The sequence below is a fragment of the Streptomyces megasporus genome (genome assembly GCF_000718985.1).
Taxonomy (GTDB): domain Bacteria; phylum Actinomycetota; class Actinomycetes; order Streptomycetales; family Streptomycetaceae; genus Streptomyces; species Streptomyces megasporus.
The window spans coordinates 193,019-214,029 of record NZ_JODL01000005.1 but is presented as its reverse complement, the minus strand read 5'-3'; the positions used below and the strand labels follow the sequence as shown (position 1 = coordinate 214,029).

Here is a 21,011-nt window from a genome sequence, read left to right as displayed (position 1 = left end):
GGGTCTTTTGTTTTACGGGCCATTGCGCTCCCGCAGTGTTCCCACAGTGCTTCCGCAGCGTTCCCGCAGGCAGATGACGACCGATGGAGCTTAGAGGACGATGAGCGAGACCACCGCCGCCGCGGAGACCGCGGCCCCCCATCGCTACACGGCCGCGCTGGCCGCCGAGCTGGAGGCGCGCTGGCAGGACTTCTGGGACGAGCACGGCACCTACGAGGCTCCCAACCCCAAAGGGAACCTGGCCGGAGATCCCGAAACGGTCGCCCGCCCCAAGCGGTTCATCATGGACATGTTCCCGTACCCCTCGGGTGCGGGCCTGCACGTCGGGCACCCGCTGGGCTACATCGCCACCGACGTCACCGCGCGCTACCTGCGCATGACCGGCCACAACGTCCTGCACACCCTGGGTTTCGACGCCTTCGGCCTGCCCGCCGAGCAGTACGCCGTGCAGACCGGCACCCACCCGCGGGTGTCGACCGAGGCCAACATCGAGAACATGAGGGCCCAGCTACGGCGGCTGGGGCTGGGGCACGACCAGCGCCGTTCCTTCGCCACGATCGACCCGGACTACTACCGCTGGACCCAGTGGATCTTCCTGCAGATCTTCAACTCCTGGTACGACGAGGAGGCGCGCAGGGCCCGGCCGATCGCCGAGCTGGTCGAGCAGTTCGAGAACGGCACGCGCCCCACCCCCGACGGGCGGCCCTGGAGCGAGCTGAGCGAGGTCGAGCGGGCCGACGTGCTGGGCGAGTACCGCCTGGCCTACGCCTCGGACGCGCCGGTCAACTGGTGCCCCGGCCTGGGCACCGTCCTGGCCAACGAGGAGGTCACCGCCGAGGGCCGCTCCGAGCGCGGCAACTACCCGGTCTTCAAGGCCAAGCTGCGGCAGTGGAACATGCGCATCACCGCGTACGCCGAGCGGCTGCTGGAGGACCTGGACACCCTGGACTGGCCCGAGGCCATCAAGCTGCAGCAGCGCAACTGGATCGGCCGCAGCGAGGGCGCCCGCGTCGAGTTCCCCGTCGCCGGCCCCGACGGCGAGGAGTCCGACGAGCGGATCACCGTCTTCACCACCCGGCAGGACACCCTGTTCGGCGCCACGTACATGGTGCTGGCGCCCGAGCACGACCTGGTGGACCGCATCGTCCCCGCCGCCTGGCCCGAGGGCACCCGTGAGGCGTGGACCGGCGGTCACTCCACCCCGGCCGAGGCCGTCTCGGAGTACCGCAAGCAGGCGGCGTCCAAGTCCGACGTCGAGCGGCAGGCGGAGGCGAAGGAGAAGACCGGCGTCTTCACCGGCGCGTACGCCGTCAACCCGGCCGGCGGCGAGCGGGTCCCGGTGTTCATCGCCGACTACGTGCTGATGGGCTACGGCACCGGCGCGATCATGGCCGTCCCCGCGCACGACAGCCGTGACTTCGCCTTCGCCCGCGCCTTCGACCTGCCGATGCGCTGCGTGGTCGAGCCGACGGACGGCCGCGGCACCGACCCGGCGACCTGGGACGACGCCTTCGCCTCGTACGACGCGCGGATCGTGAACTCCACCGGCGAGGGCGTCACCCTGGACGGCCTGACCGTCACCGAGGCCAAGGCCCGGATGACCGACTGGCTGGCCGAGCGCGGCATCGGCGAGGGCACCGTCAACTACCGGCTGCGCGACTGGCTGTTCAGCCGGCAGCGCTACTGGGGCGAGCCCTTCCCGATCGTCTACGACGAGGACGGCGTCGCCCACGCGCTGCCCGAGTCGATGCTGCCGCTGGAACTGCCCGAGGTCGAGGACTACTCCCCGCGGACCTTCGACCCCGACGACGCCGACACCCAGCCCGAGACCCCGCTGTCCCGGAACGAGGAGTGGGTCCACGTCACCCTGGACCTGGGCGACGGCCGCGGCCCGCGCAGGTTCCGCCGCGAGACCAACACCATGCCCAACTGGGCCGGTTCGTGCTGGTACGAGCTGCGCTACCTGGACCCGGACAACGACGAGAAGCTGGTCGACCCCGAGATCGAGCGGTACTGGATGGGCCCGCGCGAGGGGATGCCGACCGGCGGCGTCGACCTGTACGTCGGCGGCGCCGAGCACGCCGTGCTGCACCTGCTGTACGCCCGCTTCTGGTCCAAGGTGCTGTACGACCTGGGCCACATCTCCTCGGCCGAGCCGTTCCACAAGCTGTTCAACCAGGGGATGATCCAAGCGTACGTCTACCGCGACTCCCGCGGCATCGCCGTCCCCGCCGCCGAGGTCGAGGAGCGCGACGGCGCGTACTGGTACAACGGCGAGAAGGTCGGCCGGACGCTGGGCAAGATGGGCAAGTCCCTGAAGAACGCCGTCACCCCGGACGAGATCTGCGCGGAGTACGGCGCCGACACGCTGCGGCTGTACGAGATGGCGATGGGCCCGCTGGACGTCTCGCGGCCGTGGGACACCCGCGCGGTCGTCGGCCAGTACCGGCTGCTGCAGCGGCTGTGGCGCAACGTGATCGACGAGACCACGGGCGAGGTCGCGGTCGTCGACGCCGAGCCCGACGAGGAGACCCTGCGCGCGGTCCACAAGGCGATCGACGGCGTGCGCAAGGACATGGAGAGCCTGCGCTTCAACACCGCCATCGCCAAGATCACCGAGCTGAACAACCACCTCACCAAGCTGCGCGAGGTGCCGCGCTGGGCCGCCGAGCGGCTGGTGCTGCTGGTCGCCCCGCTGGCCCCGCACGTCGCCGAGGAGCTGTGGCACCGGCTGGGCCGCGACACCAGCGTCGTCCACGAGGACTTCCCCGTCGCCGACCCGCGGTACGTGGCGGACGAGACCGTGACCTGCGTCGTCCAGGTCAAGGGCAAGGTCAAGGCCCGTCTGGAGGTCGCGCCGGACATCTCGGAGGCCGACCTGGAGGCCAGGGCGCTGGCCGAGCCGGCGATCCGGAACGCGCTGGGCGGCGCGGACGTCCGCAAGGTCGTCGTCCGGGCGCCGAAGCTGGTGAACATCGTCCCGGCCTGATCCGGTCCGGTCCGTTTCGGGCGGTGTGGGGGCGGGGACCGCGCGGTCCCCGCCCCCACACGCGTTCCACCGCGCGGCCGGCGGCCCGGGCGACACGGGGGAGGGGCGTCGGGCGAGGGACGTCCCCTACGGGGCGAACGCGGGAAGGTCCCGGGGTCGTGTGGAACCCCGGACCGGGCCTCGCGCGTTTACCCTGGGAACACGACGGCACCGGCGAACGAGGGAGCGACTGTGGAGTTCGTCATCGGTCTGCTGGCCCTGCTCTTCGTGCTCTTCGCGGTGCTCGGTGCGATCGCCGCGGTGAAGACGACGCGAGCGGTCAAGCGCGGTGTGGAGCGAGCCGGCGACCAGGTGCGCCGGACGGTGGAGGAGACCACGCTGCGGGCCCGCAGCGCCCAGCCGGGGCCCGTCGGCGAGCTGGCCCGGGTACGGCTGGAGCTGCGCGCGTCCCTCGAGGGCACGCGCCGCGCCTTGGAGGACGGCGCCCGGCACGACACCTCGCTCGGCGAGGCCGTCGCCCTGTTCGACCGCCTTCAGGAGCACGCCCGTCAACTCGACGGGGAACTGCGGCTGCTGATGGAACGTGAACCGGATCGGGCGAGGGTCGCCGCCCGTCTGCCCGAGGCACGGGAGCGGGCCGACCGCATCAGGGCCTCCGCGGACTCGCTGCGTTTCGCCGCGCAGGACCGCGCCCGACGCCACAGCGAGGACGAACTGGCCGCGTTGAACGAGCAGATCGAACTGGAGGCCGGCGCCCTGCGGCACTGGACCACGCCCGACGCGGAACTCCCCGGCTCCGCCGGAGCGCCCGGCGCCCCCGGCATCGAGGGCCGGAAGGGAACGGCCGCGTGGCGGGGCGGGGAGGCGGCTCCGGGTGCCGGGACGGACTTCGGCAAGGGCCGTCCGCAGAGCGCGTCGTGAACCACGCCGACGGCCTCGTGTCACGCGCGGCGGGAAGGGCCGGGTAATCTCCGCCCCATGTCCCGCCATGTCGCGATCGTCACTGATTCCACGGCCTACCTGCCACCGGCGGCACTGGAGCGTCACCGCATCACCTCGGTACCGCTGACCGTGGTGCTGGGCGACCGGGCGCTGGAGGAGGGTACCGAGATCTCCGCCCGGTCATTGGCCGAGGCGCTGCGGAAACGGCGGTCCGTGACCACCTCCCGTCCCGCCCCGCGGGTGTTCGCCGACACCTACCGCGCCATCGCGGAGACGGGGGTGGAGGGCATCGTCTCCCTCCACCTGTCGGCCGAGTTCTCCGGCACCTACGACGCGGCCGTGCTCGCCGCCCGGGAGGCGCCCGTCCCGGTGCGGGTGGTGGACACCGGCATGGTGGCGATGGCGTTGGGCTTCTGCGCCCTGGCCGCGGCGGAGGTCGCCGAGGCGGGAGGCTCGCTGGACGAGACGGTCGCCGCGGCCCGGAAGCGCGCCGACGGAACGTCCGCGTACTTCTACGTGGACACCCTGGACTACCTGCGGCGCGGAGGCCGCATCGGCGCGGCCCGGGCGCTGCTGGGCTCGGCGCTGGCGGTCAAGCCGCTGCTGGAGCTGGAGGACGGCCGCATCGGCGTGCTGGAGAAGGTCCGCACCGCCTCCCGGGCCATCGCGCGTCTGGAGGAGATCGTGGTGGAGCGGGCGGGCGCCGCGGCGGTGGACGTCGCCGTGCACCACCTGGCGGCGCCGGACCGCGCCGACCAGCTCGCGGAACGGCTGCGCACCCGCCTGCCCGGGCTCGGGGAACTGCACGTCAGCGAGGTGGGCGCGGTCATCGGCGCGCACACCGGGCCGGGGCTGCTGGGCGTGGTGGTGTCGCTCGGACAGGTGACGGAGTTGTCCACAACCGGCGGGTAGTCCACGGAAGATCTCCATGATCGTCCGAGGTGGGTCGTCCGGCCTACCGTCGACCGGCATGGACACCCGTACACGTTCCGGCGCGCACTCCCGGCCGTCCCCTCGGCCGTCCTCCCGATCCCTCCCACGGGCACGGTCACGCTCCTTCCCGATCCGTCCCCCGGTCCGCACCTCGGCCGGCGTCCCCGGCCGGCACCGCGACCCGGGCCGTCGGGCACGGCGGCGGGCCGCCGCCGAGGCGCCGCTGCGGGAACGCGCGAGCACACTGCTCACGGTCGGACCGGGGCCACGCGGGCCGGCCGCCGGCTCCACGCTCGCTTCCGCTCCCACTGTTCCCTCCGGTGCCGGTCCCGGACCTGCCGATTCGCCCTCGCTGTCGCGGGTCGAGGCCATGGCCGCCGCCCGAGAGGCGGTCCGTATGGCACGTGTCCGGCGGGCGGCGGAGGGAGGTCCGGCCGGCCGGGCCGTGGCGCATGGTTCGGCGGCGCGTGAGCCGTCACGTGAGCCGGCGCGGGATCTGACGCGTGAGCGCCCCGAGCCGGGGACCGAGCCCGAGCACGAGCCCGCCCAGGCCCCGGGGCACGAGCCGGGGCACGAGCCGGGGCACGAGCCGGGGCCCGGGCCGGGGCTCTCCCGACGCGCGCGGCTGGCGGAGGCCGTGTGGGACCGCCTGCCGCTGTGGGTGCGGACACGGTGCGGGGTGGAGCCGCGCGCACTGGCCGCGCTCGGCCTGGTGCTGGTCGTGGCCCTGGGCTTCGCCGCACACCATTTCTGGACCGGCCGTCCACAGACCGTCGGGGTGCCCTCGGTGGAGTCCGCGCCCGACCCGCGTCCGGACTCCTCCCCGCCCCGCCCCTCCGCGCGGCCCCCCGCGCCGGCCCCCGATGTCCGACACCTGCTGGTGGACGTGGCGGGCAAGGTCCGCAAGCCGGGGGTGCACCGGCTGCCGGCCGGCGCCCGCGTCGCCGACGCGCTGCGGGCCGCGGGTGGTGTCCGGCCGGGCACGGACCTCGAAGGTCTCAACCGCGCCCGCCCGGTGGTCGACGGCGAGCAGATCGTCGTCGGAGAGCCCGCCGCGGCGATCGCCGCACCCGCCCCCCCGGCGGCCGGCGGACCGCCCACGGGGGTGCCGATCAGCCTCAACTCCGCCACGGTCGAGCAGCTCGACGCCCTCCCCGGCATCGGCCCCGTCATGGCGCGGCGCATCGTCGACTACCGCACCGAGCACGGTGGCTTCACCTCCGTCGAACAACTCCGCGACATCGACGGCATCGGCGAGCGGCGCTTCGCCGATCTGCGTCCCCTGGTCGGACCGTGACCGTCCGGGGGACGGCCAGGGCGGCGGTCCACGCCGCCGCCGGGCACCGTCTGGGCGCGGCCGAGCCCCGTCGGGAAGGGCCCACCGACCTCCGGATGATCCCGCCCGCGCTGGCCACGTGGGGGGCGGCGGCCCTGGCCCTGGGGATTCCGGGCCGCACGGCGGTGGTGGGCGTGACGGTCTGCTGCCTGGGGGCGGTGGTGTCCCTGCTCCTCGCGCGGGGGCGGAGCGGCGGGCACACGGCCGTCGCCACGGTACTGGTGTGCGCCGCGGCGGGGGGCGGGGTGGCCGCGGCCCACGCCGCCGACGTGCACCGCGGCCCGCTGCCCGCACAGGCCGAGCGGTACGCCCATGTCACGGCCGAGGTGATCGTCACCGGTGACCCGCGCACGGTCAGGCCGCGCGTCCACGGGTCCGAGCAGGTGCCGGAGGCGGTGCTGCTGCGGGCCGAGGCCGTCCGCGTCACCGCCCCGGACGGCACGGTGACCGCCACCCGGTCGCCGGTGCTCCTCCTGGCACGGCAGGGCGACGGGGGCGGAGGACGGGAAGGCCCCGAGGTCCGGCCGCCGTCGGCGTGGCTCGACCTGCTGCCCAGTACCCGGCTGCGGGTCCGGGCCCGCCTCCTGCCGCCGCGGGAGGACGGGGCGGGCGGCCGGGACGTCGCCGCCGTGCTGCGGGTGCGGGGCGAGGGACCGCCCACGGTGATCGGCGCGCCGACCGGCGTCCAGCGCACCGCCGGAGAGCTGCGGGCCGGGCTGCGGGAGGCCACCGACGGGTTGCCGGCCGACGCCCGGGCACTGCTGCCCGGACTGGTGGTCGGCGACACCTCGCGCATCCCGCCCGACCTCGACGCGGCCTTCCGGGCGTCGGACATGCTCCACCTGCTGGCGGTGAGCGGGGCCAACCTCGCGATCCTGCTGGTGCTGCTGATCGGACCGCCGGGGAGGGCCTCCCGCGCCGAACGCGGCGGGATGGCGCCCCGGTTGGGAATGTCGCTGCGCACCACCGCGGTCACCGGCGCGCTGCTCACCCTGGCCTTCGTGGTGGTCTGCCGTCCGGAGCCCAGCGTGCTGCGAGCGGCGGCCTGCGGGCTGATCACCATCGTGGCGATCGGCACCGGGCGGCGGCGCTCCCTGCTGCCCGCGCTGGCAACCGCCGTTCTGCTGCTCGTCCTGTACGACCCCTGGCTGGCCCGTGACTTCGGCTTCCTCCTCTCGGTGCTGGCCACCGGCTCGTTGCTCACCATCGCCCCGCGTTGGAGCGAGTCCCTGCGCCGCCGCGGGGTGCCCGGACGGCTCGCCGAGGCGCTGGCCGCGGCGGCCGCGGCGCAGGCGGTGTGCGCGCCCGTGGTCGCGGTCCTGGCCGCCCACGTCAGCCTGGTGGCGATTCCGTGCAACCTGCTGGCCGAGTTCCTGGTGGCGCCCGCCACGGTGCTCGGGTTCGCCGCCCTGGCGGCGGCGCCGCTCGCGCCGCCGTTGGCCGAGGCGCTGGCCTGGGTCGCCGGCTGGCCCACCGCCGGCATCGCCGCCATCGCCCGGGCGGGCGCCGCCCTGCCCGGCGCCGAGATCGACTGGCCCGGCAGTTGGGCCGGCGCCCTGGCGCTGGCCGCGCTCACCGTGGCGGTGCTCCTGGCCGCCCGGTGGCTGCTGCGGCACCCCTGGCTCTGCGCCGCCTGCGCCGTGCTGCTCGTCCTGGCGATCCTGCGACCGGTCCCCCTGATCCGTCCCTTCACCGGGTGGCCGCCCCCCGACTGGCGGCTCGCCGTCTGCGACGTCGGACAGGGGGACGCGCTGGCACTGGCGGCCGGGGAGGGCGCGGCCGTCGTCGTCGACGCCGGCCCCGACCCCGGGGCCGTGGACCGTTGTCTGCGCACCCTCGGGGTCACCGCCGTCCCGCTGCTGGTGCTCACCCACTTCCACGCCGACCACGTCGCGGGGCTGTCCGGAGTCCTGCGTGGACGGGCGGTCGGGGCGATCCAGACCACCCCCCTGGGCGAGCCGTCCGGGCAGGCGGCGGCGGTACGGCGCACGGCCGCCCGGGCGGGGGTGCCGGTGCTCCGGGCGGGGCCGGGGGAGCGGCGTCGGATCGGCGATCTCTCCTGGGAGGTGCTGTGGCCCCGGGAGCCTCCGCCGCCCGGACCGCCCTCCCCGATGGGCGAGGACGCCAACGACGCCAGCGTCACCCTCCTCGTCCGCGCCGCCGACCTGACCGTCTTCCTTCCCGGAGACCTCGAACCCCCGGCGCAGCGGGGGCTGTTGGCGGCGCGTCCCGACCTGCCGCGGGTGGACGTCCTCAAGGTGGCCCACCACGGCTCGGCCTACCAGGACACCGAACTACTGGAGCGGTTGAACCCGCGCGTGGCGCTCGTGTCGGCGGGGGAGGACAACCCCTACGGGCACCCCTCTCCCCGTACTTTGGGCGCCCTGCGCGCCACCGGTGCCGTCGTGCTGCGCACCGACGTCCACGGCTCCCTGGCCGTCACCTCCGACGGTGCGGTCACCGGATCGGAGGGTTGAGCCTCCGTGTCCATTCCTCCACGTCCCTCGTCCCGCCGGTGTCCTGCCCGCCCTTCGTGTTCCTCGCGGCCGAGCGGTCGTCAGGCCGCCGCGACGACGGGGAAGCAGGTGCACAACCGCCCGTGCGGACCGGTGCCGGGCATAGGCTCGGGCCCATGGGTGAACTCCTTCCCCTCCTGGTGGTCGCCGGCGCTCTCGCCGCGACCATGGGCTTCTTCACATGGTTGGCATCCGTCGTCCGCCGTCGCGGTGTCGCCGGCACAGCCGTCCGCGCGGCCATGGCCTCCTACAACGAGGCCTTCCAGGCGACGGCCCACCAAGCTCACCACGAGATCCAGGCACAGGCGGAACGCAGGGTGCCGATGTCGTCGCCCGACGATCCGTGGAGGCCGGCCCGCGACGCAGCCGGAGCGGTCGCCGTCCCTCCACGTCCGGCCGGTCGGCGGCGTCCTCGCCGCCCACGGTGGGGCCTTCGCCTCCGTCGCCGGGCCCGCCGCCCGGCACCCGGCCGCTGACGGCCACCGCCCCGACAGCCCCGGCACCGGCCGGCGCCCTTCTTGTGCGACCCCGCGGACAGCAGGGGAGATCACCCGGGCACGACCCAGACCCCGTCGCGCATCAGCTCCCGGTCCGCCAGTTCGTTCTCCTCGCGCCAGGCCAGCAGCCTCTCCGGGCGGAGACGGAGGAAGACCCACGCCTCCCGTCCGCGCGGGTCCCAGCTCAGCTTCCCCGCGAACGCCTCCCCCTCCGCGTCCGGCAGCCGGTCCGAGGGCACGAACTCCGCACGGGCGTCGATCAGGACCACATCCCGGGTGTGGCCCAGCGCCACCCGAGCCCGTCCGCCCGTCCGCAGGTTGCGGGCGGTGGGCCGGGACTCCTTCGTGCACATCAGCAGGGCGTCCCCGTGCCAGACGAAGGACAGCGGCACCAGGCAGGGACTGCCGTCCGGGTTCACGGTGGACACCCAGGCGTCCACATCCTTCTCCAGCCGCTCCAGCACATCACGTCTGCGCTGCTCCGCATCGCGCGGAGCGGGGTCACCGGTCACCATGCGGCGACGCTAACCGGGCGGTCCTCACCGGCACATCGGGCGGTGGGGGTAAGCCTTCCGGCCTACCCACGCGCGTCGTCGGTGTCCGGCTGCTGCTCGTGCTCCGGCCATCCCTCCAGCCAGCCGTCGTACTCGGCGGCGAGGGCGTCCAGGTCGGCCGGATCGTAGGCGCCCGCCGGATCGTCGAGGACGACCAGCCACTGGGCGTCCTCCGCGTCGTCCTCGCCCGCCAGCGCCTCGCGGATCGGCCGCGGTTCCTCCGGAAGACCGAGACGCTCGGTGACCTCCTCGGCCACCTCCTCGGCGGCGTCGCGGTCGGGCAGCACCAGGATGTGTCGAACGTCGCTCACCGGACCATTCTGCGGCAGGGCCGGAACCGGCCGTGGGGGCGGTGGGTGTCGGCGGCTCGTGGGATGCTGGTCCGCGATGGCCGGAAAAACCAGGAAGTCCTCGACCGACAACCCCCTCGCCCCCGTCACGCTCGCCGTGGGCCAGGAGGATTTGCTGCTCGACCGCGCCGTGCGCGAGGTGGTCGACGCGGCCAGGGCCGCCGACGCCGACACCGACGTGCGCGAACTCGCCCCCGTCGACCTGCGGCCGGGCACGCTCGCCGAGTTGACCAGCCCCTCGCTCTTCGCCGAGCGGAAGGTCGTGGTCGTGCGGGACGCACAGGACGTGGCGGCGGACACGGTCAAGGACGTCAAGGCCTACCTGGCGTCCCCGGCCGAGGAGATCACCCTGGTGCTGGTGCACGCGGGGGGCGCCAAGGGCAAGGGGTTGCTGGACGCGGCCCGGAAGGCGGGTGCCCGCGAGGTGGCCTGCCCCAAGATGACCAAGCCCGCGGACCGACAGGCGTTCGTGAGGGCCGAGTTCCGCGCCGCGGGGCGTTCGGCCACCCCCGAGGCGTGTCAGGCCCTGGTCGACGCGCTCGGCAGCGACCTGCGCGAACTGGCCAGCGCCTGTTCCCAGCTCATGGCCGACGTCGAGGGCACCATCGACGAGGCCGTCGTCGCCCGCTACTACAGCGGCCGTGCCGAGGCGTCCGGCTTCACCATCGCCGACCGCGCCGTGGAGGGCCGGCTTCCCGAGGCGCTGGAGGCGCTGCGCTGGTCCCTGGCCACGGGCGTCGCCCCGGTGTTGGTCACCAGCGCCCTGGCCCAGGGCGTGCGGGGGATCGGCAAGCTGCTGTCGGCCCCGCGCGGCATGCGTCCGGGCGACCTGGCCCGTGAGCTGGGCATGCCCCCGTGGAAGATCGACCGGGTCCGCCAACAGGCGCGCGGCTGGTCGGCGGACGGGGTGACGGTGGCGCTGCGAGCGGTGGCGGAGGCCGACGCGGCGGTGAAGGGCGGCGGGGACGACCCGGAGTACGCCCTGGAGAAGGCCGTCATGGCCATCGCCCGCGCGGCGCGCTCCCGCTGAACCGATCGACCGACTGTCGACCGGTACCGCACCACCTGTGGTCCCCGCCGCGGGTGCCTCTCCACGTCTGCCTCCGCATGCCCCGGTCGGGCTCCGCATGTCCCGGTCGGGGTCCCGGCCGGGCTTCGGGAGGGCTTCCGAGGCCCTCTGGGCGAAACGAACCAGGAATGGCATGCTCCTGTCATACGGGGGCTGTGTGTCCGATCTCGGTGGGCGCTCGCGTCGCGCTCCGGTGCGACGCGCGTAGAAGCCGGTGAGAGCGGAAGGTCGGCCACGGGGTTCCCGTGAGAAACGACCGACACGCTTTCCAGAAGGGGAGACACATGTGTGAACAGTGTGGCCCGACCGACGCCACGGCGGAGGAGGCGGAGGAGACGTTCCGCCCGGCGGGCCCGTCCCGCCGGAGACTGCTGGCCGGCCTCGGCGCCGGGATGGGCGTCGCCCTGACGGGTGTGCCCGCCCTGACGTCCCCGGCCGCCGCCGCCACCCTCAAGGACGGTCGGTGGTGCAACCCCGCCCGAGGCTACTTCCCCTCCGGCGGTCACTACGGGGCCCCGCGGGGCGGTGTCTCGCACGCCGGTCAGGACATCACCAACTCGACGGGCACCGCCGTCTACGCGGCGGCGGCCGGCACCGTGATCCGCCGGGGCACGAACGTGTTGACCGGGCGCACCGGGTACGGCCTGGTCATCTCGCACGGCGGTGGCACGTACACCTACTACGGCCACCTCAGTGTGTTCCGGGTCGGCCTGAACGCGACGGTCGGAGCCGGGCAGCGCATCGCCGACATGGGCGCCACGGGCAACGTGACCGGCCCGCACCTGCACTTCGAGACCCACACCGGGGGACTGGGCTCCACCGTCAACCCCGTCACCTTCATGACCGCCCGCGGCGTGGACCTGGGCGGCGGCTGGTCGCGCATCGACCCGGGCGCCGTGGGCGAGACCGTCAAGGCCATCCAGCACCTGATGAACCAGCGCGGATACGGCCTGGTGGTGGACGGCCAGTACGGCTCGGTGTCGGTCGGCGCGGTCAAGAGGTTCCAGACGTCCCGCGGCCTGGTCGCCGACGGCCAGGTCGGCCCGGTCACCTGGCCCCACCTGGTCTACTCGCTGCGGCAGGGCCACTCGGGCTCTCACGTCCGGGGGCTGCAGGTCGCGCTGAACAAGCACAGCGCGGGACTCGTGGTCGACGGTGGGTTCGGCTCGGTGACGACCTCCGCCGTGCGCGCGTACCAGAGCGCCAACCGGTTGTACGTCGACGGCGTGGCGGGCCCGGTGACCTGGGAGGCGTTGGTCGGCTGACGGCTCGTACGCGCCCCGTCCGCCGGCGGGGCGCGGAAACGGCCGCTGCCCGCCGGGAATCCCGACGGGCAGCGAACCTACGGCCCATGACCAAGCGATGTGTGTCGCTCTGTGCTGTGAACGCAGTGGTGCGCCGCACCCGCGTGGCGAACGCAGGCCGCGTGCGGCGCGGTGGTGCCGTCGCGGAGCGGTGAGAGGGTCCGCTGTGGCCCGCTCCGGCACGGGGTGGGCCGCCGTACGGCGACCCGAGGGGGTCAGCCCTGGAGAGCGGAGACCTTGCGAGCGAGCGCCGACTTCTTGTTGGCGGCCTGGTTCTTGTGGATGACGCCCTTGCTGACGGCCTTGTCGAGCTTCCTGGCGGCCAGACGCGCGGCCTCGGTGGCCTTCGCGGCGTCGCCGGCCTCGACGGCCTCACGGGTGCGACGGATCGCGGTCTTCAGCTCGGACTTGACCGCCTTGTTGCGCAGGCGGGCCTTCTCGTTGGTCTTGTTCCGCTTGATCTGGGACTTGATGTTCGCCACGAAAGAGCCTTCTCGGGTGTGATAGAGGTGTGGTTCCGTGCCTTTGTGGGCCCTTCCGGCTCCCGCGCTTCCTTCGCGGCGGGTCCCGCGAGAGGGCAAGACACAGTCGGTCAGGGTACCAGCAGGCCCGATGGGCTCCCAAACCGGACCGAGCACGCCGTTCATGGGACCATGGGGGAAGACGTATCGAACCCGAGCCATGACCCGACAGGACCCTGCGTTGCCCGCGACCCCATCGAACGTGCCGGAGCCGAGCCGTACCGACCCGGCGCTGATCCGCAACTTCTGCATCATCGCGCACATCGACCACGGCAAGTCGACCCTCGCCGACCGGATGCTCCAGCTCACCGGTGTCGTCGAGCAGCGCCAGATGCGCGCTCAGTACCTCGACCGCATGGACATCGAGCGCGAGCGCGGCATCACCATCAAGTCCCAGGCGGTCCGCCTCCCGTGGGCGCCCACCGGGAGCGATGCCAAGGGGACGACCCACATCCTCAACATGATCGACACCCCGGGGCACGTCGACTTCACCTACGAGGTCTCCCGCTCCCTCGCCGCCTGTGAGGGATGCATCCTCCTGGTCGACGCCGCCCAGGGCATCGAGGCCCAGACCCTCGCCAACCTCTACCTGGCGATGGAGCACGACCTCACGATCATCCCGGTCCTCAACAAGATCGACCTGCCGGCCGCCCAGCCGGAGAAGTTCGCCGCCGAGTTGGCGCACCTCATCGGCTGTGACCCGTCGGAGGTGCTGAAGGTCTCGGCCAAGACCGGCGAGGGCGTCGAGGCGCTGCTGGACGAGGTCGTCCGGCAGGTTCCGGCGCCGGTCGGCGAGGCCGACGCCCCCGCCCGCGCGATGATCTTCGACTCGGTCTACGACGCCTACCGCGGCGTGGTGACGTACGTGAAGGTCGTCGACGGCAAGCTCTCCCACCGCGAGCGCATCAAGATGATGTCCACCGGCGCCGCGCACGAACTGCTGGAGATCGGCACCAACAGCCCGGAGATGCTGCCCTCCGACGGACTGGGCGTCGGCGAGGTCGGCTACCTGATCACCGGTGTGAAGGACGTCCGCCAGTCCAAGGTCGGCGACACCATCACCCAGTTCACCAAGGGCGCCACCGAGCCGCTGGGCGGCTACAAGGAGCCCAAGCCGATGGTGTACTCCGGGCTGTACCCGTTGGACGGCTCGGACTACCCGGAGCTGCGCGACGCCCTGGACAAGCTCCAGCTCAACGACGCCGCGCTGGTCTACGAGCCGGAGACCTCCGCCGCGCTCGGCTTCGGCTTCCGCGTCGGCTTCCTGGGCCTGCTCCACCTGGAGGTGATCCGCGAGCGTCTGGAGCGCGAGTTCGGGCTCGACCTGATCGCCACCGCGCCCAACGTGATCTACCGGGTGGACATGGAGGACGGCAGCGAGCACATCGTCACCAACCCCAGCGAGTACCCCAACGGCAAGGTCGCCCAGGTGCACGAGCCGGTGGTGCGCGCCACCATCCTGACGCCCAACGACTTCGTCGGCGCGGTGATGGAGCTGTGCCAGTCCCGGCGCGGAAACCTCCAGGGCATGGACTACCTCTCCGAGGACCGCGTCGAGCTGCGCTACACCCTCCCGCTCGCCGAGATCGTCTTCGACTTCTTCGACGCGCTCAAGTCCAAGACCCGCGGCTACGCCTCGCTCGACTACGAGCCGACCGGCGAGCAGACCTCCGACCTGGTCAAGGTCGACATCCTGCTGCACGGCGACAAGGTGGACGCCTTCTCCGCCATCGTCCACAAGGAGAAGGCGTACGCCTACGGCGTCAAGATGGCCTCCAAGCTGCGCGAACTCATTCCGCGGCAGCAGTTCGAGGTGCCCATCCAGGCCGCCATCGGCTCGCGCATCATCGCCCGCGAGACCGTCCGGGCCATCCGCAAGGACGTGCTCGCCAAGTGCTACGGCGGTGACATCTCCCGCAAGAGGAAGCTGCTGGAGAAGCAGAAGGAGGGCAAGAAGCGCATGAAGATGGTGGGCCGGGTGGAGGTCCCGCAGGAGGCCTTCATCGCCGCGCTCTCCTCCGACTCCGACGCGGGCGCGGAGAAGGGCAAGAAGTAGCGACGGTGTCCACGGCGAGGGCGCCCGCCGGTCGGCGGGCGCCCTCGCCGTGTCCGCTCCAGGAGCGGAGCGCCGGACAGACCACTTGGTATGTCGGGTATGTATCGCGGAGGTCACGGCTTCGGGGAGGGCGGGCGCAAGCCCTTATCAAGGGACGGCCATCCCGTTTAGTCTGATCACCCACTCGGTTGTTACTCATGAGTTACGCAGTACGCACAGGCAAGCACGCAGAGAACAGACCCGAATACTCTTTCGCAATCCCAGCGCTCCCGGTACACCGAGTCTTGGAGCCACCCACCTGCATCGTCGCGGGCCCCGGAGGATGTCGTGAGCGACCCACAGACCCTGATCGAGAACCGTCCGCCCTCGGTGGCGAATCTCTTCCTGGAGCGCGTCGAGGCCACGCCGGACGGGGAGGCGTACCGCTATCCCGTGCCGCCCGCCTCCGGCCAGGGCCCCGACGAGTGGCGCTCCTACACCTGGGGCGAGGCCGCGAAGAAGGTCTTCGCGACCGCCGCCGGCCTGATGGACCTGGGCGTGCGCCCCGAGGAGCGGGTCGCCATCGCCTCCAACACCCGGGTCGAGTGGATCCTGTGCGACCTCGGCGTGCTGTGCGCGGGAGCGGCCACCACCACCGTCTACCCCAGCACCAACGCCGAGGAGACGGCCTACATCCTCGCCGACTCCGAGAGCCGGGTGCTGATCGCCGAGGACGCCGGGCAGCTCGCCAAGGCGCGTGAGCGCCGCGCCGAACTGCCGAACCTCGCCCACGTGGTCGTCGTCGAGCCGAAGGACGCGGTGCCCGCCGAGGGCGACCCGGAGGGCTGGGTGCTCTCCCTGGACGAGCTGCGCCGGCGCGGCGAGACCTACCTGGAGCAGCACCCCGAGGCCGTCAAGGAGACCGTCTCCTCCCTCCGCTCCGACCAGCTCGCCACGCTGATCTACACCTCCGGCACCACCGGCCGCCCCAAGGGCGTACGGCTGCCGCACGACGCCTGGTCCTACATGGGCAAGGCCATCGCCGCGACCGACCTGGTCCGGCCCGACGACGTGCAGTACCTGTGGCTGCCGCTGGCGCACGTCTTCGGCAAGGTCCTCACCGCCGGCCAGATCGAGGTCGGCCACGTCACCGCGGTGGACGGCCGGGTCGACAAGATCATCGAGAACCTTCCGGTGGTCCGGCCCACCTACATGGCCGCCGTGCCCCGGATCTTCGAGAAGGTCTACAACGGGGTCGCCGCCAAGGCGCGCGCGGGCGGCGCGGCCAAGTACAGGATCTTCCGGTGGGCGTCCGGGGTGGCCCGCGAGTACGCCAAGGTCACCCAGGACAACTTCCGCCGCACCGGGGTGGCCTCCGCGCCCGCCGGACTGAAGATCAAGCACGGGATCGCCGACAAGCTCGTCTACGCCAAGATCCGCGAGGCATTCGGCGGCCGGCTGCGCGCCTGCGTCTCCGGCTCGGCGGCCCTCGCCCCGGAGATCGGCTTCTTCTTCTCCGGCGCCGGCATCCACATCCTGGAGGGCTACGGCCTCACCGAGTCCAGCGCCGCCAGCTTCGTCAACCCCGGCGAGGCCTACCGCACCGGCACGGTCGGCAAGCCGCTGCCGGGCACCGAGGTGCGCATCGCCGAGGACGGCGAGATCCTGCTGCGCGGCCCCGGCATCATGCAGGGCTACCACAAGCTCCCGGAGAAGACCGCCGAGGTCCTGGAGGACGACGGCTGGTTCCACACCGGTGACATCGGGGAGCTGTCGGACGACGGCTACCTGCGGATCACCGACCGCAAGAAGGACCTGATCAAGACCTCCGGCGGCAAGTACATCGCCCCGGCCGAGGTCGAGGGCCAGTTCAAGGCCATCTGCCCGTACGTCTCCAACATCCTGGTGCACGGCGCGGACCGCAACTACTGCACCGCGCTCATCGCGCTCGACGAGCCCTCCATCACGGGCTGGGCGAAGGAGAAGGGGCTCGGCGGCAGGAGCTACGCGGAGATCGTCGCCTCCGACGAGGTGCGCGAGCTGATCGACGGCTACGTCCAGCGGCTCAACGCCGGCCTCCAGCGGTGGCAGACGATCAAGAAGTTCCGCATCCTGCCGCGCGACCTGGACGTCGAGCACGGCGACCTCACCCCGAGCCTGAAGCTCAAGCGGCCCGTGGTGGAGAAGGAGTTCGGCCACCTCATCGAGGAGATGTACGAGGGCGCCCGCGAGTCCTGACCGGCCCACAGGGAACCGGCCCGCGAGGGTCGGAGGGGCGCCCGCGAATCCGGCGCCCCTCCGGCCCCTGTCGTCTCCCGGCCCCCGTCCCTGCCGGACCGTCACCCCGCCCTCCGGACCGCCGGCGCGGCGCTCCCGGCCGGCGGGGACGGTCAGGCGACGCAGAACTCGTTGCCCTCCGGATCGGCCAGGACGACGCCGTAGTAGTCCATTCCCGGCTCGTCCATGATCCGCAGCACCGTCGCGCCCGCCCCGGTCAACCGGTCCACCAGGGCCGTCACGCGCTCCGTGCGGACCGCGAGCGGGACACCGCGCCCGCCGCCCGCCTTCAGATCCAGGTGCACCCGGTTCTTCACCGTCTTGGGCTCCGGGACCTGCTGGAACCACACCCGCGGCCCCCGCCCCGCCGGGTCGACGATCGACTCGGGCGTCTCCCCGGCGCCGTCGCCCAGCTCCTCCTCCGGCACCCCGGTGGCCCGCCAGTACTCCCGCCACGTGGCGTACCCGCCCGGCGGGGGCTCGGGCACGTACCCCAGGGCCTCGCACCAGAAGGGCACCAGCCGCCGCGGCTCGGCGCAGTCGATCGTCACCTGCAGTGTCGTCTCCATGGAGCGGAGCATGGCAGGAGGGACCGACAGCCGCCGGGAGAACGCAGCCGGGGGAACGCCACCGGGAGAACGCCGTCGGGGGGAGGCCCCGTCAGTCCACCAGGTCGCGGACCACCGCGTCGGCCAGCAGTCGGCCGCGCAGGGTGAGCGCCGCCCGGCCCCGCTCGTACGCCTCCGGGCGCAGCAGCCCGTCGGCCAGCGCCCGCTCGGCGGCCCGCGCCCCCGCCGGGGCGAGGACGTCCAGCGGCACGCCGTCCACCAGCCGCAGCTCCAGCAGGATCCGCTCCACGCGGCGGTCCTCGTCGGTCAGCAGCTCGCGGCCCGCACCCGGGGAACGCCCCTCGGCGATGGCCTGGGCGTACGCGCCGGGGTGCTTGACGTTCCACCAGCGCACCCCGCCGACGTGGCTGTGCGCTCCGGGGCCCGCGCCCCACCAGTCGGCGCCGGTCCAGTACAGCTCGTTGTGGCGGCAGCGGGCGGCCTGCGAGGTCGCCCAGTTGGACACCTCGTACCAGCCGAAACCGGCCCGGGAGAGCTTCTCCTCGGCGATCAGGTAGCGGTCGGCGTGCACGTCGTCGTCGGTCATGGGGATCTCGCCGCGCCGGATGCGGCGGGCCAGTCGCGTGCCCTCCTCGACGATCAGCGCGTACGCCGAGACGTGGTCGGGCCCGGCGTCGATCGCGGCGTCCAGCGAGGCCCGCCAGTCGTCGTCGCTCTCGCCCGGGGTGCCGTAGATCAGATCCAGGTTGACGTGCTCGAAGCCCGCCGCCCGGGCCTCGGCCACGCACGCCTCGGGACGGCCGGGGGTGTGGGTGCGGTCCAGGACGGCCAGCACGTGCCGCCGGGCGCTCTGCATCCCGAAGGAGACCCGGTTGAAACCCGCCTCGCGCAGTCCGGCCAGATAGGCCGGGTCGACGGACTCCGGGTTGGCCTCCGTGGTGACCTCCGCGCCGTCCGCCAGACCGAACTCCTCGCGGATCGCGGCCAGCATCCGTCCCAGGTCGGCGGCGGGCAGCAGGGTCGGAGTGCCGCCGCCGACGAAGACCGTCTCCACCGGTCGCGGATCGTCGCCGAGCACCTTGCGGGCCAGCCGGACCTCCTCGACCAGGATGTCCGCGTAGTTCTCCCGCGAGGCGAGCACCCCGCCGGAGCCGCGCAGCTCGCTCGCGGTGTAGGTGTTGAAGTCGCAGTAGCCGCAGCGCGTCGCGCAGTACGGAACGTGCAGGTAGAGGCCGAGAGGACGCTTCCCCGCGCCCGCCAGGGCGTGCGCGGGCAGCGCCCCGTCGGCGGGGACGGGCTCGCCGTCGGGCAGTGCGGAAGGCATGGGACCCATTGTCCGGCATCCCGCCCGGTATCGGCGGCCGATACCGGACGGGCCGGGCTCACGGACCGCCGGGACCGCCCACCGTGACGTGGTCGATCAGCCGCTCGACCGGCCCGAGCAGGCCCGGCTCCAGGTCCGTGTAGCTCCGCACACTGCCCAGAATCCGCCGCCACGCCGCGCCGGTGTTCTCCGGCCAGCCCAGCGCCCGGCACACGCCCGTCTTCCAGTCCTGGCCGCGCGGGACGTCCGGCCAGGCGTCGATGCCCAGCGCGGACGGCTTCACCGCCTGCCAGACGTCGACGTACGGGTGTCCGACCACCAGCACGTTCTCGTCGGTCACCCGCGCCGCGATCCGGGACTCCTTCGAGCCGGGCACCAGGTGGTCCACCAGCACCCCCAGCCGGGCGTCGGGGGTGGGGCCGAAGGACTCCACGATCGCCGGAAGGTCGTCGACGCCCTCCAGGTACTCCACGACGACGCCCTCGATCCGCAGATCGTCGCCCCAGACCTTCTCCACCAGCTCCGCGTCGTGGCGTCCCTCCACGTAGATGCGCCCCGCCCGCGCCACCCGCGCGCGGGCACCCGGTACGGCGATCGAGCCCGAGGCGGTGCGCCGGGGCGCCGTCGGGGCGGGCGGGGCGACCGCCCGCGGTCGCACCAGGGTGACGACCCTCCCCTCCAGCAGGAAGCCCCGCGGTTCCAGGGGGAAGACGCGGTGCCTGCCGAACCGGTCCTCCAGGGTGACGGTGAACCCCTGCGCGGTCTTCTCGCAGCGGACCACGGCCCCGCAGAACCCGGTGGTGACCTCCTCCACCACCAGATCCGGCTCGGCGGGGACCTCAGGCACGGGCCTGGTCCGCTTCCACGGAGGGGTCAGGTCGGGGTCGTACCGGTCGTACCGTCTGCTGCGCATGCGCTCATTCTGTAACGCGGACACCGTCAGGAAACGCCGAAGCGCCGTGCCAGCGCGTCGCGTTGGGCGCGGACGAACGCGGCGTCCACCACCGCGCCGTGACCGGGGACGTACAGTGCGTCCTCGCCGCCCAGGGCGAGGAGGCGGTCCACGGCGGCCGGCCAGTGGAGAGGGTGGGCGTCCGGGCCCGCCTGCGGCTCGCCGGACTCCTCCACCAGGTCGCCGCAGAAGACGACGTCCCGCCCGCCCGCGACGCCGGGCACCAGGACGGCCAGGTCGTACGCGGTGTGCGCGGGACCGACGTTGGCCAGGACCACCTCCCGGTCGCCCAGCGAGACCGTCAGCTCGCCGACCACCCGGTGGTGCGGATGGACGAGCACGTCGACGGCCTGGGCGGCCTCCTCGCGGTCCGCGCCGTGCCGCACGGCGTCCGCCAGCAGCTCGTCCTTCGACCGCGCCAGCCAGTCGTCGGCCCCCACCGCCGCGTACACCTCGACCCCGGAGAAGGCGGACGTGCCCAGGACGTGGTCGAAGTGCGGGTGGGTGAGCGCCACGTGGGTGACGCGGCGGCCGAAGCGCTCACCCAGTGACCGTCGGATCCGCGCGCCCTCGCCCAGCGACGCGCCCGTGTCGACCACGAGCACGCCCGTCTCGCCCCCGACGGCCCCGATCGTCTCGTCCCAGCCGGGCATACGGTGACGGACGACTCCCGGCGCGAGCTCTTCCCATCCGGCGTCCATACGGCGACGCTAGCGCCAACGGGCGGGCGACGCCCACCGGGCGAGCAGGGACGGAGCACCCGCTCCGGGGCCGCCCTTGCCCTGGCCGTGGTAACCGGCCGTACACTGGCACAGGGAAGGCTGGCACTCGCCTGTCGAGAGT

The 21,011-nt window shown here is 73.2% G+C and carries 16 protein-coding genes; 9 read left to right on the top strand and 7 right to left on the bottom strand.

Annotated elements, in window-relative coordinates:
• Positions 1 to 100 precede the first annotated feature (100 nt).
• From leuS to IF47_RS0107050, 5 genes are all read left to right on the top strand, one after another.
• Positions 101 to 2,989: a leucine--tRNA ligase gene (leuS, locus tag IF47_RS0107070; RefSeq protein WP_031507448.1), complete on the top strand. Its 2,889-nt coding sequence runs from the start codon at positions 101 to 103 to the stop codon at positions 2,987 to 2,989.
• A gap of 231 nt (positions 2,990 to 3,220) precedes the next feature.
• Positions 3,221 to 3,910 carry a hypothetical protein gene (locus IF47_RS27550; RefSeq protein WP_031507447.1) on the top strand — a complete coding sequence of 230 codons (690 nt, stop codon included), beginning with the start codon at positions 3,221 to 3,223 and terminating at the stop codon, positions 3,908 to 3,910.
• A gap of 57 nt (positions 3,911 to 3,967) precedes the next feature.
• Entirely contained in the window at positions 3,968 to 4,843 is an 876-nt protein-coding gene (locus IF47_RS0107060) for a DegV family protein (RefSeq protein WP_051717169.1), read from the top strand.
• A gap of 418 nt (positions 4,844 to 5,261) precedes the next feature.
• Positions 5,262 to 6,161: a ComEA family DNA-binding protein gene (locus IF47_RS0107055; RefSeq protein ID WP_245641026.1), complete on the top strand. Its 900-nt coding sequence runs from the start codon at positions 5,262 to 5,264 to the stop codon at positions 6,159 to 6,161.
• On the top strand, positions 6,158 to 8,677 hold the full coding sequence (locus tag IF47_RS0107050) for a ComEC/Rec2 family competence protein (RefSeq protein ID WP_031507444.1): 2,520 nt from the start codon (positions 6,158 to 6,160) through the stop codon (positions 8,675 to 8,677). Before IF47_RS0107055 ends, IF47_RS0107050 begins: the two co-directional genes overlap by 4 nt.
• Positions 8,678 to 9,263: 586 nt before the next feature.
• Here the strand turns inward: IF47_RS0107050 and IF47_RS0107045 are convergent.
• Both IF47_RS0107045 and IF47_RS0107040 read right to left on the bottom strand, forming a co-directional pair.
• The gene (locus IF47_RS0107045) at positions 9,264 to 9,728 is read right to left on the bottom strand and encodes a pyridoxamine 5'-phosphate oxidase family protein (RefSeq protein ID WP_031507443.1); all 465 of its coding nucleotides are present in this window, start codon (positions 9,726 to 9,728) and stop codon (positions 9,264 to 9,266) included.
• Positions 9,729 to 9,790: 62 nt separating this feature from the next.
• Positions 9,791 to 10,078 carry a hypothetical protein gene (locus tag IF47_RS0107040; RefSeq protein ID WP_051717167.1) on the bottom strand — a complete coding sequence of 96 codons (288 nt, stop codon included), beginning with the start codon at positions 10,076 to 10,078 and terminating at the stop codon, positions 9,791 to 9,793.
• Positions 10,079 to 10,154: 76 nt separating this feature from the next.
• Here IF47_RS0107040 and holA point away from each other — a divergent pair, with 76 nt between their 5' ends.
• Together holA and IF47_RS0107030 are read left to right on the top strand one after the other, a co-directional pair.
• A complete protein-coding gene (gene holA / locus IF47_RS0107035; protein ID WP_031507441.1) occupies positions 10,155 to 11,147 on the top strand; it encodes a DNA polymerase III subunit delta in 993 nt (330 codons plus the stop codon).
• A gap of 323 nt (positions 11,148 to 11,470) precedes the next feature.
• Positions 11,471 to 12,451 (top strand): peptidoglycan-binding protein, encoded by a 981-nt coding sequence (locus tag IF47_RS0107030; protein WP_031507440.1) that lies wholly within the window; start codon positions 11,471 to 11,473, stop codon positions 12,449 to 12,451.
• 254 nt (positions 12,452 to 12,705) lie between these two features.
• On the opposite strand, the gene rpsT is transcribed toward IF47_RS0107030, so the two are convergent.
• Positions 12,706 to 12,972 (bottom strand): 30S ribosomal protein S20, encoded by a 267-nt coding sequence (rpsT, locus tag IF47_RS0107025; protein ID WP_031507439.1) that lies wholly within the window; start codon positions 12,970 to 12,972, stop codon positions 12,706 to 12,708.
• Between the two features lie 220 nt (positions 12,973 to 13,192).
• On the opposite strand from rpsT, the gene lepA reads away from it, so the two are divergent.
• Positions 13,193 to 15,067 (top strand): translation elongation factor 4, encoded by a 1,875-nt coding sequence (gene lepA / locus IF47_RS0107020; protein ID WP_031507438.1) that lies wholly within the window; start codon positions 13,193 to 13,195, stop codon positions 15,065 to 15,067.
• Between the two features lie 327 nt (positions 15,068 to 15,394).
• Positions 15,395 to 17,284 carry an AMP-dependent synthetase/ligase gene (locus tag IF47_RS0107015; protein WP_031507437.1) on the top strand — a complete coding sequence of 630 codons (1,890 nt, stop codon included), beginning with the start codon at positions 15,395 to 15,397 and terminating at the stop codon, positions 17,282 to 17,284.
• Positions 17,285 to 17,436: 152 nt separating this feature from the next.
• Here the strand turns inward: IF47_RS0107015 and IF47_RS0107010 are convergent, their stop codons facing one another.
• The 4 genes from IF47_RS0107010 to IF47_RS0106995 all read right to left on the bottom strand — a co-directional run bounded on the left by IF47_RS0107010 (position 17,437) and on the right by IF47_RS0106995 (position 20,821).
• Complete coding sequence (locus IF47_RS0107010) at positions 17,437 to 17,892, bottom strand: VOC family protein (RefSeq protein ID WP_031507436.1); 456 nt, start codon at positions 17,890 to 17,892, stop codon at positions 17,437 to 17,439.
• A gap of 91 nt (positions 17,893 to 17,983) precedes the next feature.
• Complete coding sequence (gene hemW, locus IF47_RS0107005) at positions 17,984 to 19,216, bottom strand: radical SAM family heme chaperone HemW (RefSeq protein WP_037732102.1); 1,233 nt, start codon at positions 19,214 to 19,216, stop codon at positions 17,984 to 17,986.
• 58 nt (positions 19,217 to 19,274) lie between these two features.
• Positions 19,275 to 20,129, bottom strand: coding sequence for a DUF3097 domain-containing protein (locus IF47_RS0107000; RefSeq protein WP_031507434.1), 855 nt, complete (start codon positions 20,127 to 20,129; stop codon positions 19,275 to 19,277).
• A 26-nt stretch (positions 20,130 to 20,155) separates the two neighbouring features.
• On the bottom strand, positions 20,156 to 20,821 hold the full coding sequence (locus IF47_RS0106995; RefSeq protein WP_078591616.1) for an MBL fold metallo-hydrolase: 666 nt from the start codon (positions 20,819 to 20,821) through the stop codon (positions 20,156 to 20,158).
• Between the last annotated feature and the right edge of the window lie 190 nt (positions 20,822 to 21,011).

Bases quoted from the DNA above. Each gene is read 5' to 3' on its own strand.
- leuS (WP_031507448.1), top strand. From the start codon at position 101: ATGAGCGAGACCACCGCCGCCGCGGAGACCGCGGCCCCCCATCGCTAC.
- IF47_RS0107060 (WP_051717169.1), top strand. From the start codon at position 3,968: ATGTCCCGCCATGTCGCGATCGTCACTGATTCCACGGCCTACCTGCCA.
- IF47_RS0107055 (WP_245641026.1), top strand. From the start codon at position 5,262: ATGGCACGTGTCCGGCGGGCGGCGGAGGGAGGTCCGGCCGGCCGGGCC.
- IF47_RS0107045 (WP_031507443.1), bottom strand. From the start codon at position 9,728: ATGGTGACCGGTGACCCCGCTCCGCGCGATGCGGAGCAGCGCAGACGT.
- holA (WP_031507441.1), top strand. From the start codon at position 10,155: ATGGCCGGAAAAACCAGGAAGTCCTCGACCGACAACCCCCTCGCCCCC.
- IF47_RS0107030 (WP_031507440.1), top strand. From the start codon at position 11,471: ATGTGTGAACAGTGTGGCCCGACCGACGCCACGGCGGAGGAGGCGGAG.
- IF47_RS0107010 (WP_031507436.1), bottom strand. From the start codon at position 17,892: ATGGAGACGACACTGCAGGTGACGATCGACTGCGCCGAGCCGCGGCGG.
- hemW (WP_037732102.1), bottom strand. From the start codon at position 19,216: ATGCCTTCCGCACTGCCCGACGGCGAGCCCGTCCCCGCCGACGGGGCG.
- IF47_RS0107000 (WP_031507434.1), bottom strand. From the start codon at position 20,129: ATGCGCAGCAGACGGTACGACCGGTACGACCCCGACCTGACCCCTCCG.
- IF47_RS0106995 (WP_078591616.1), bottom strand. From the start codon at position 20,821: ATGCCCGGCTGGGACGAGACGATCGGGGCCGTCGGGGGCGAGACGGGC.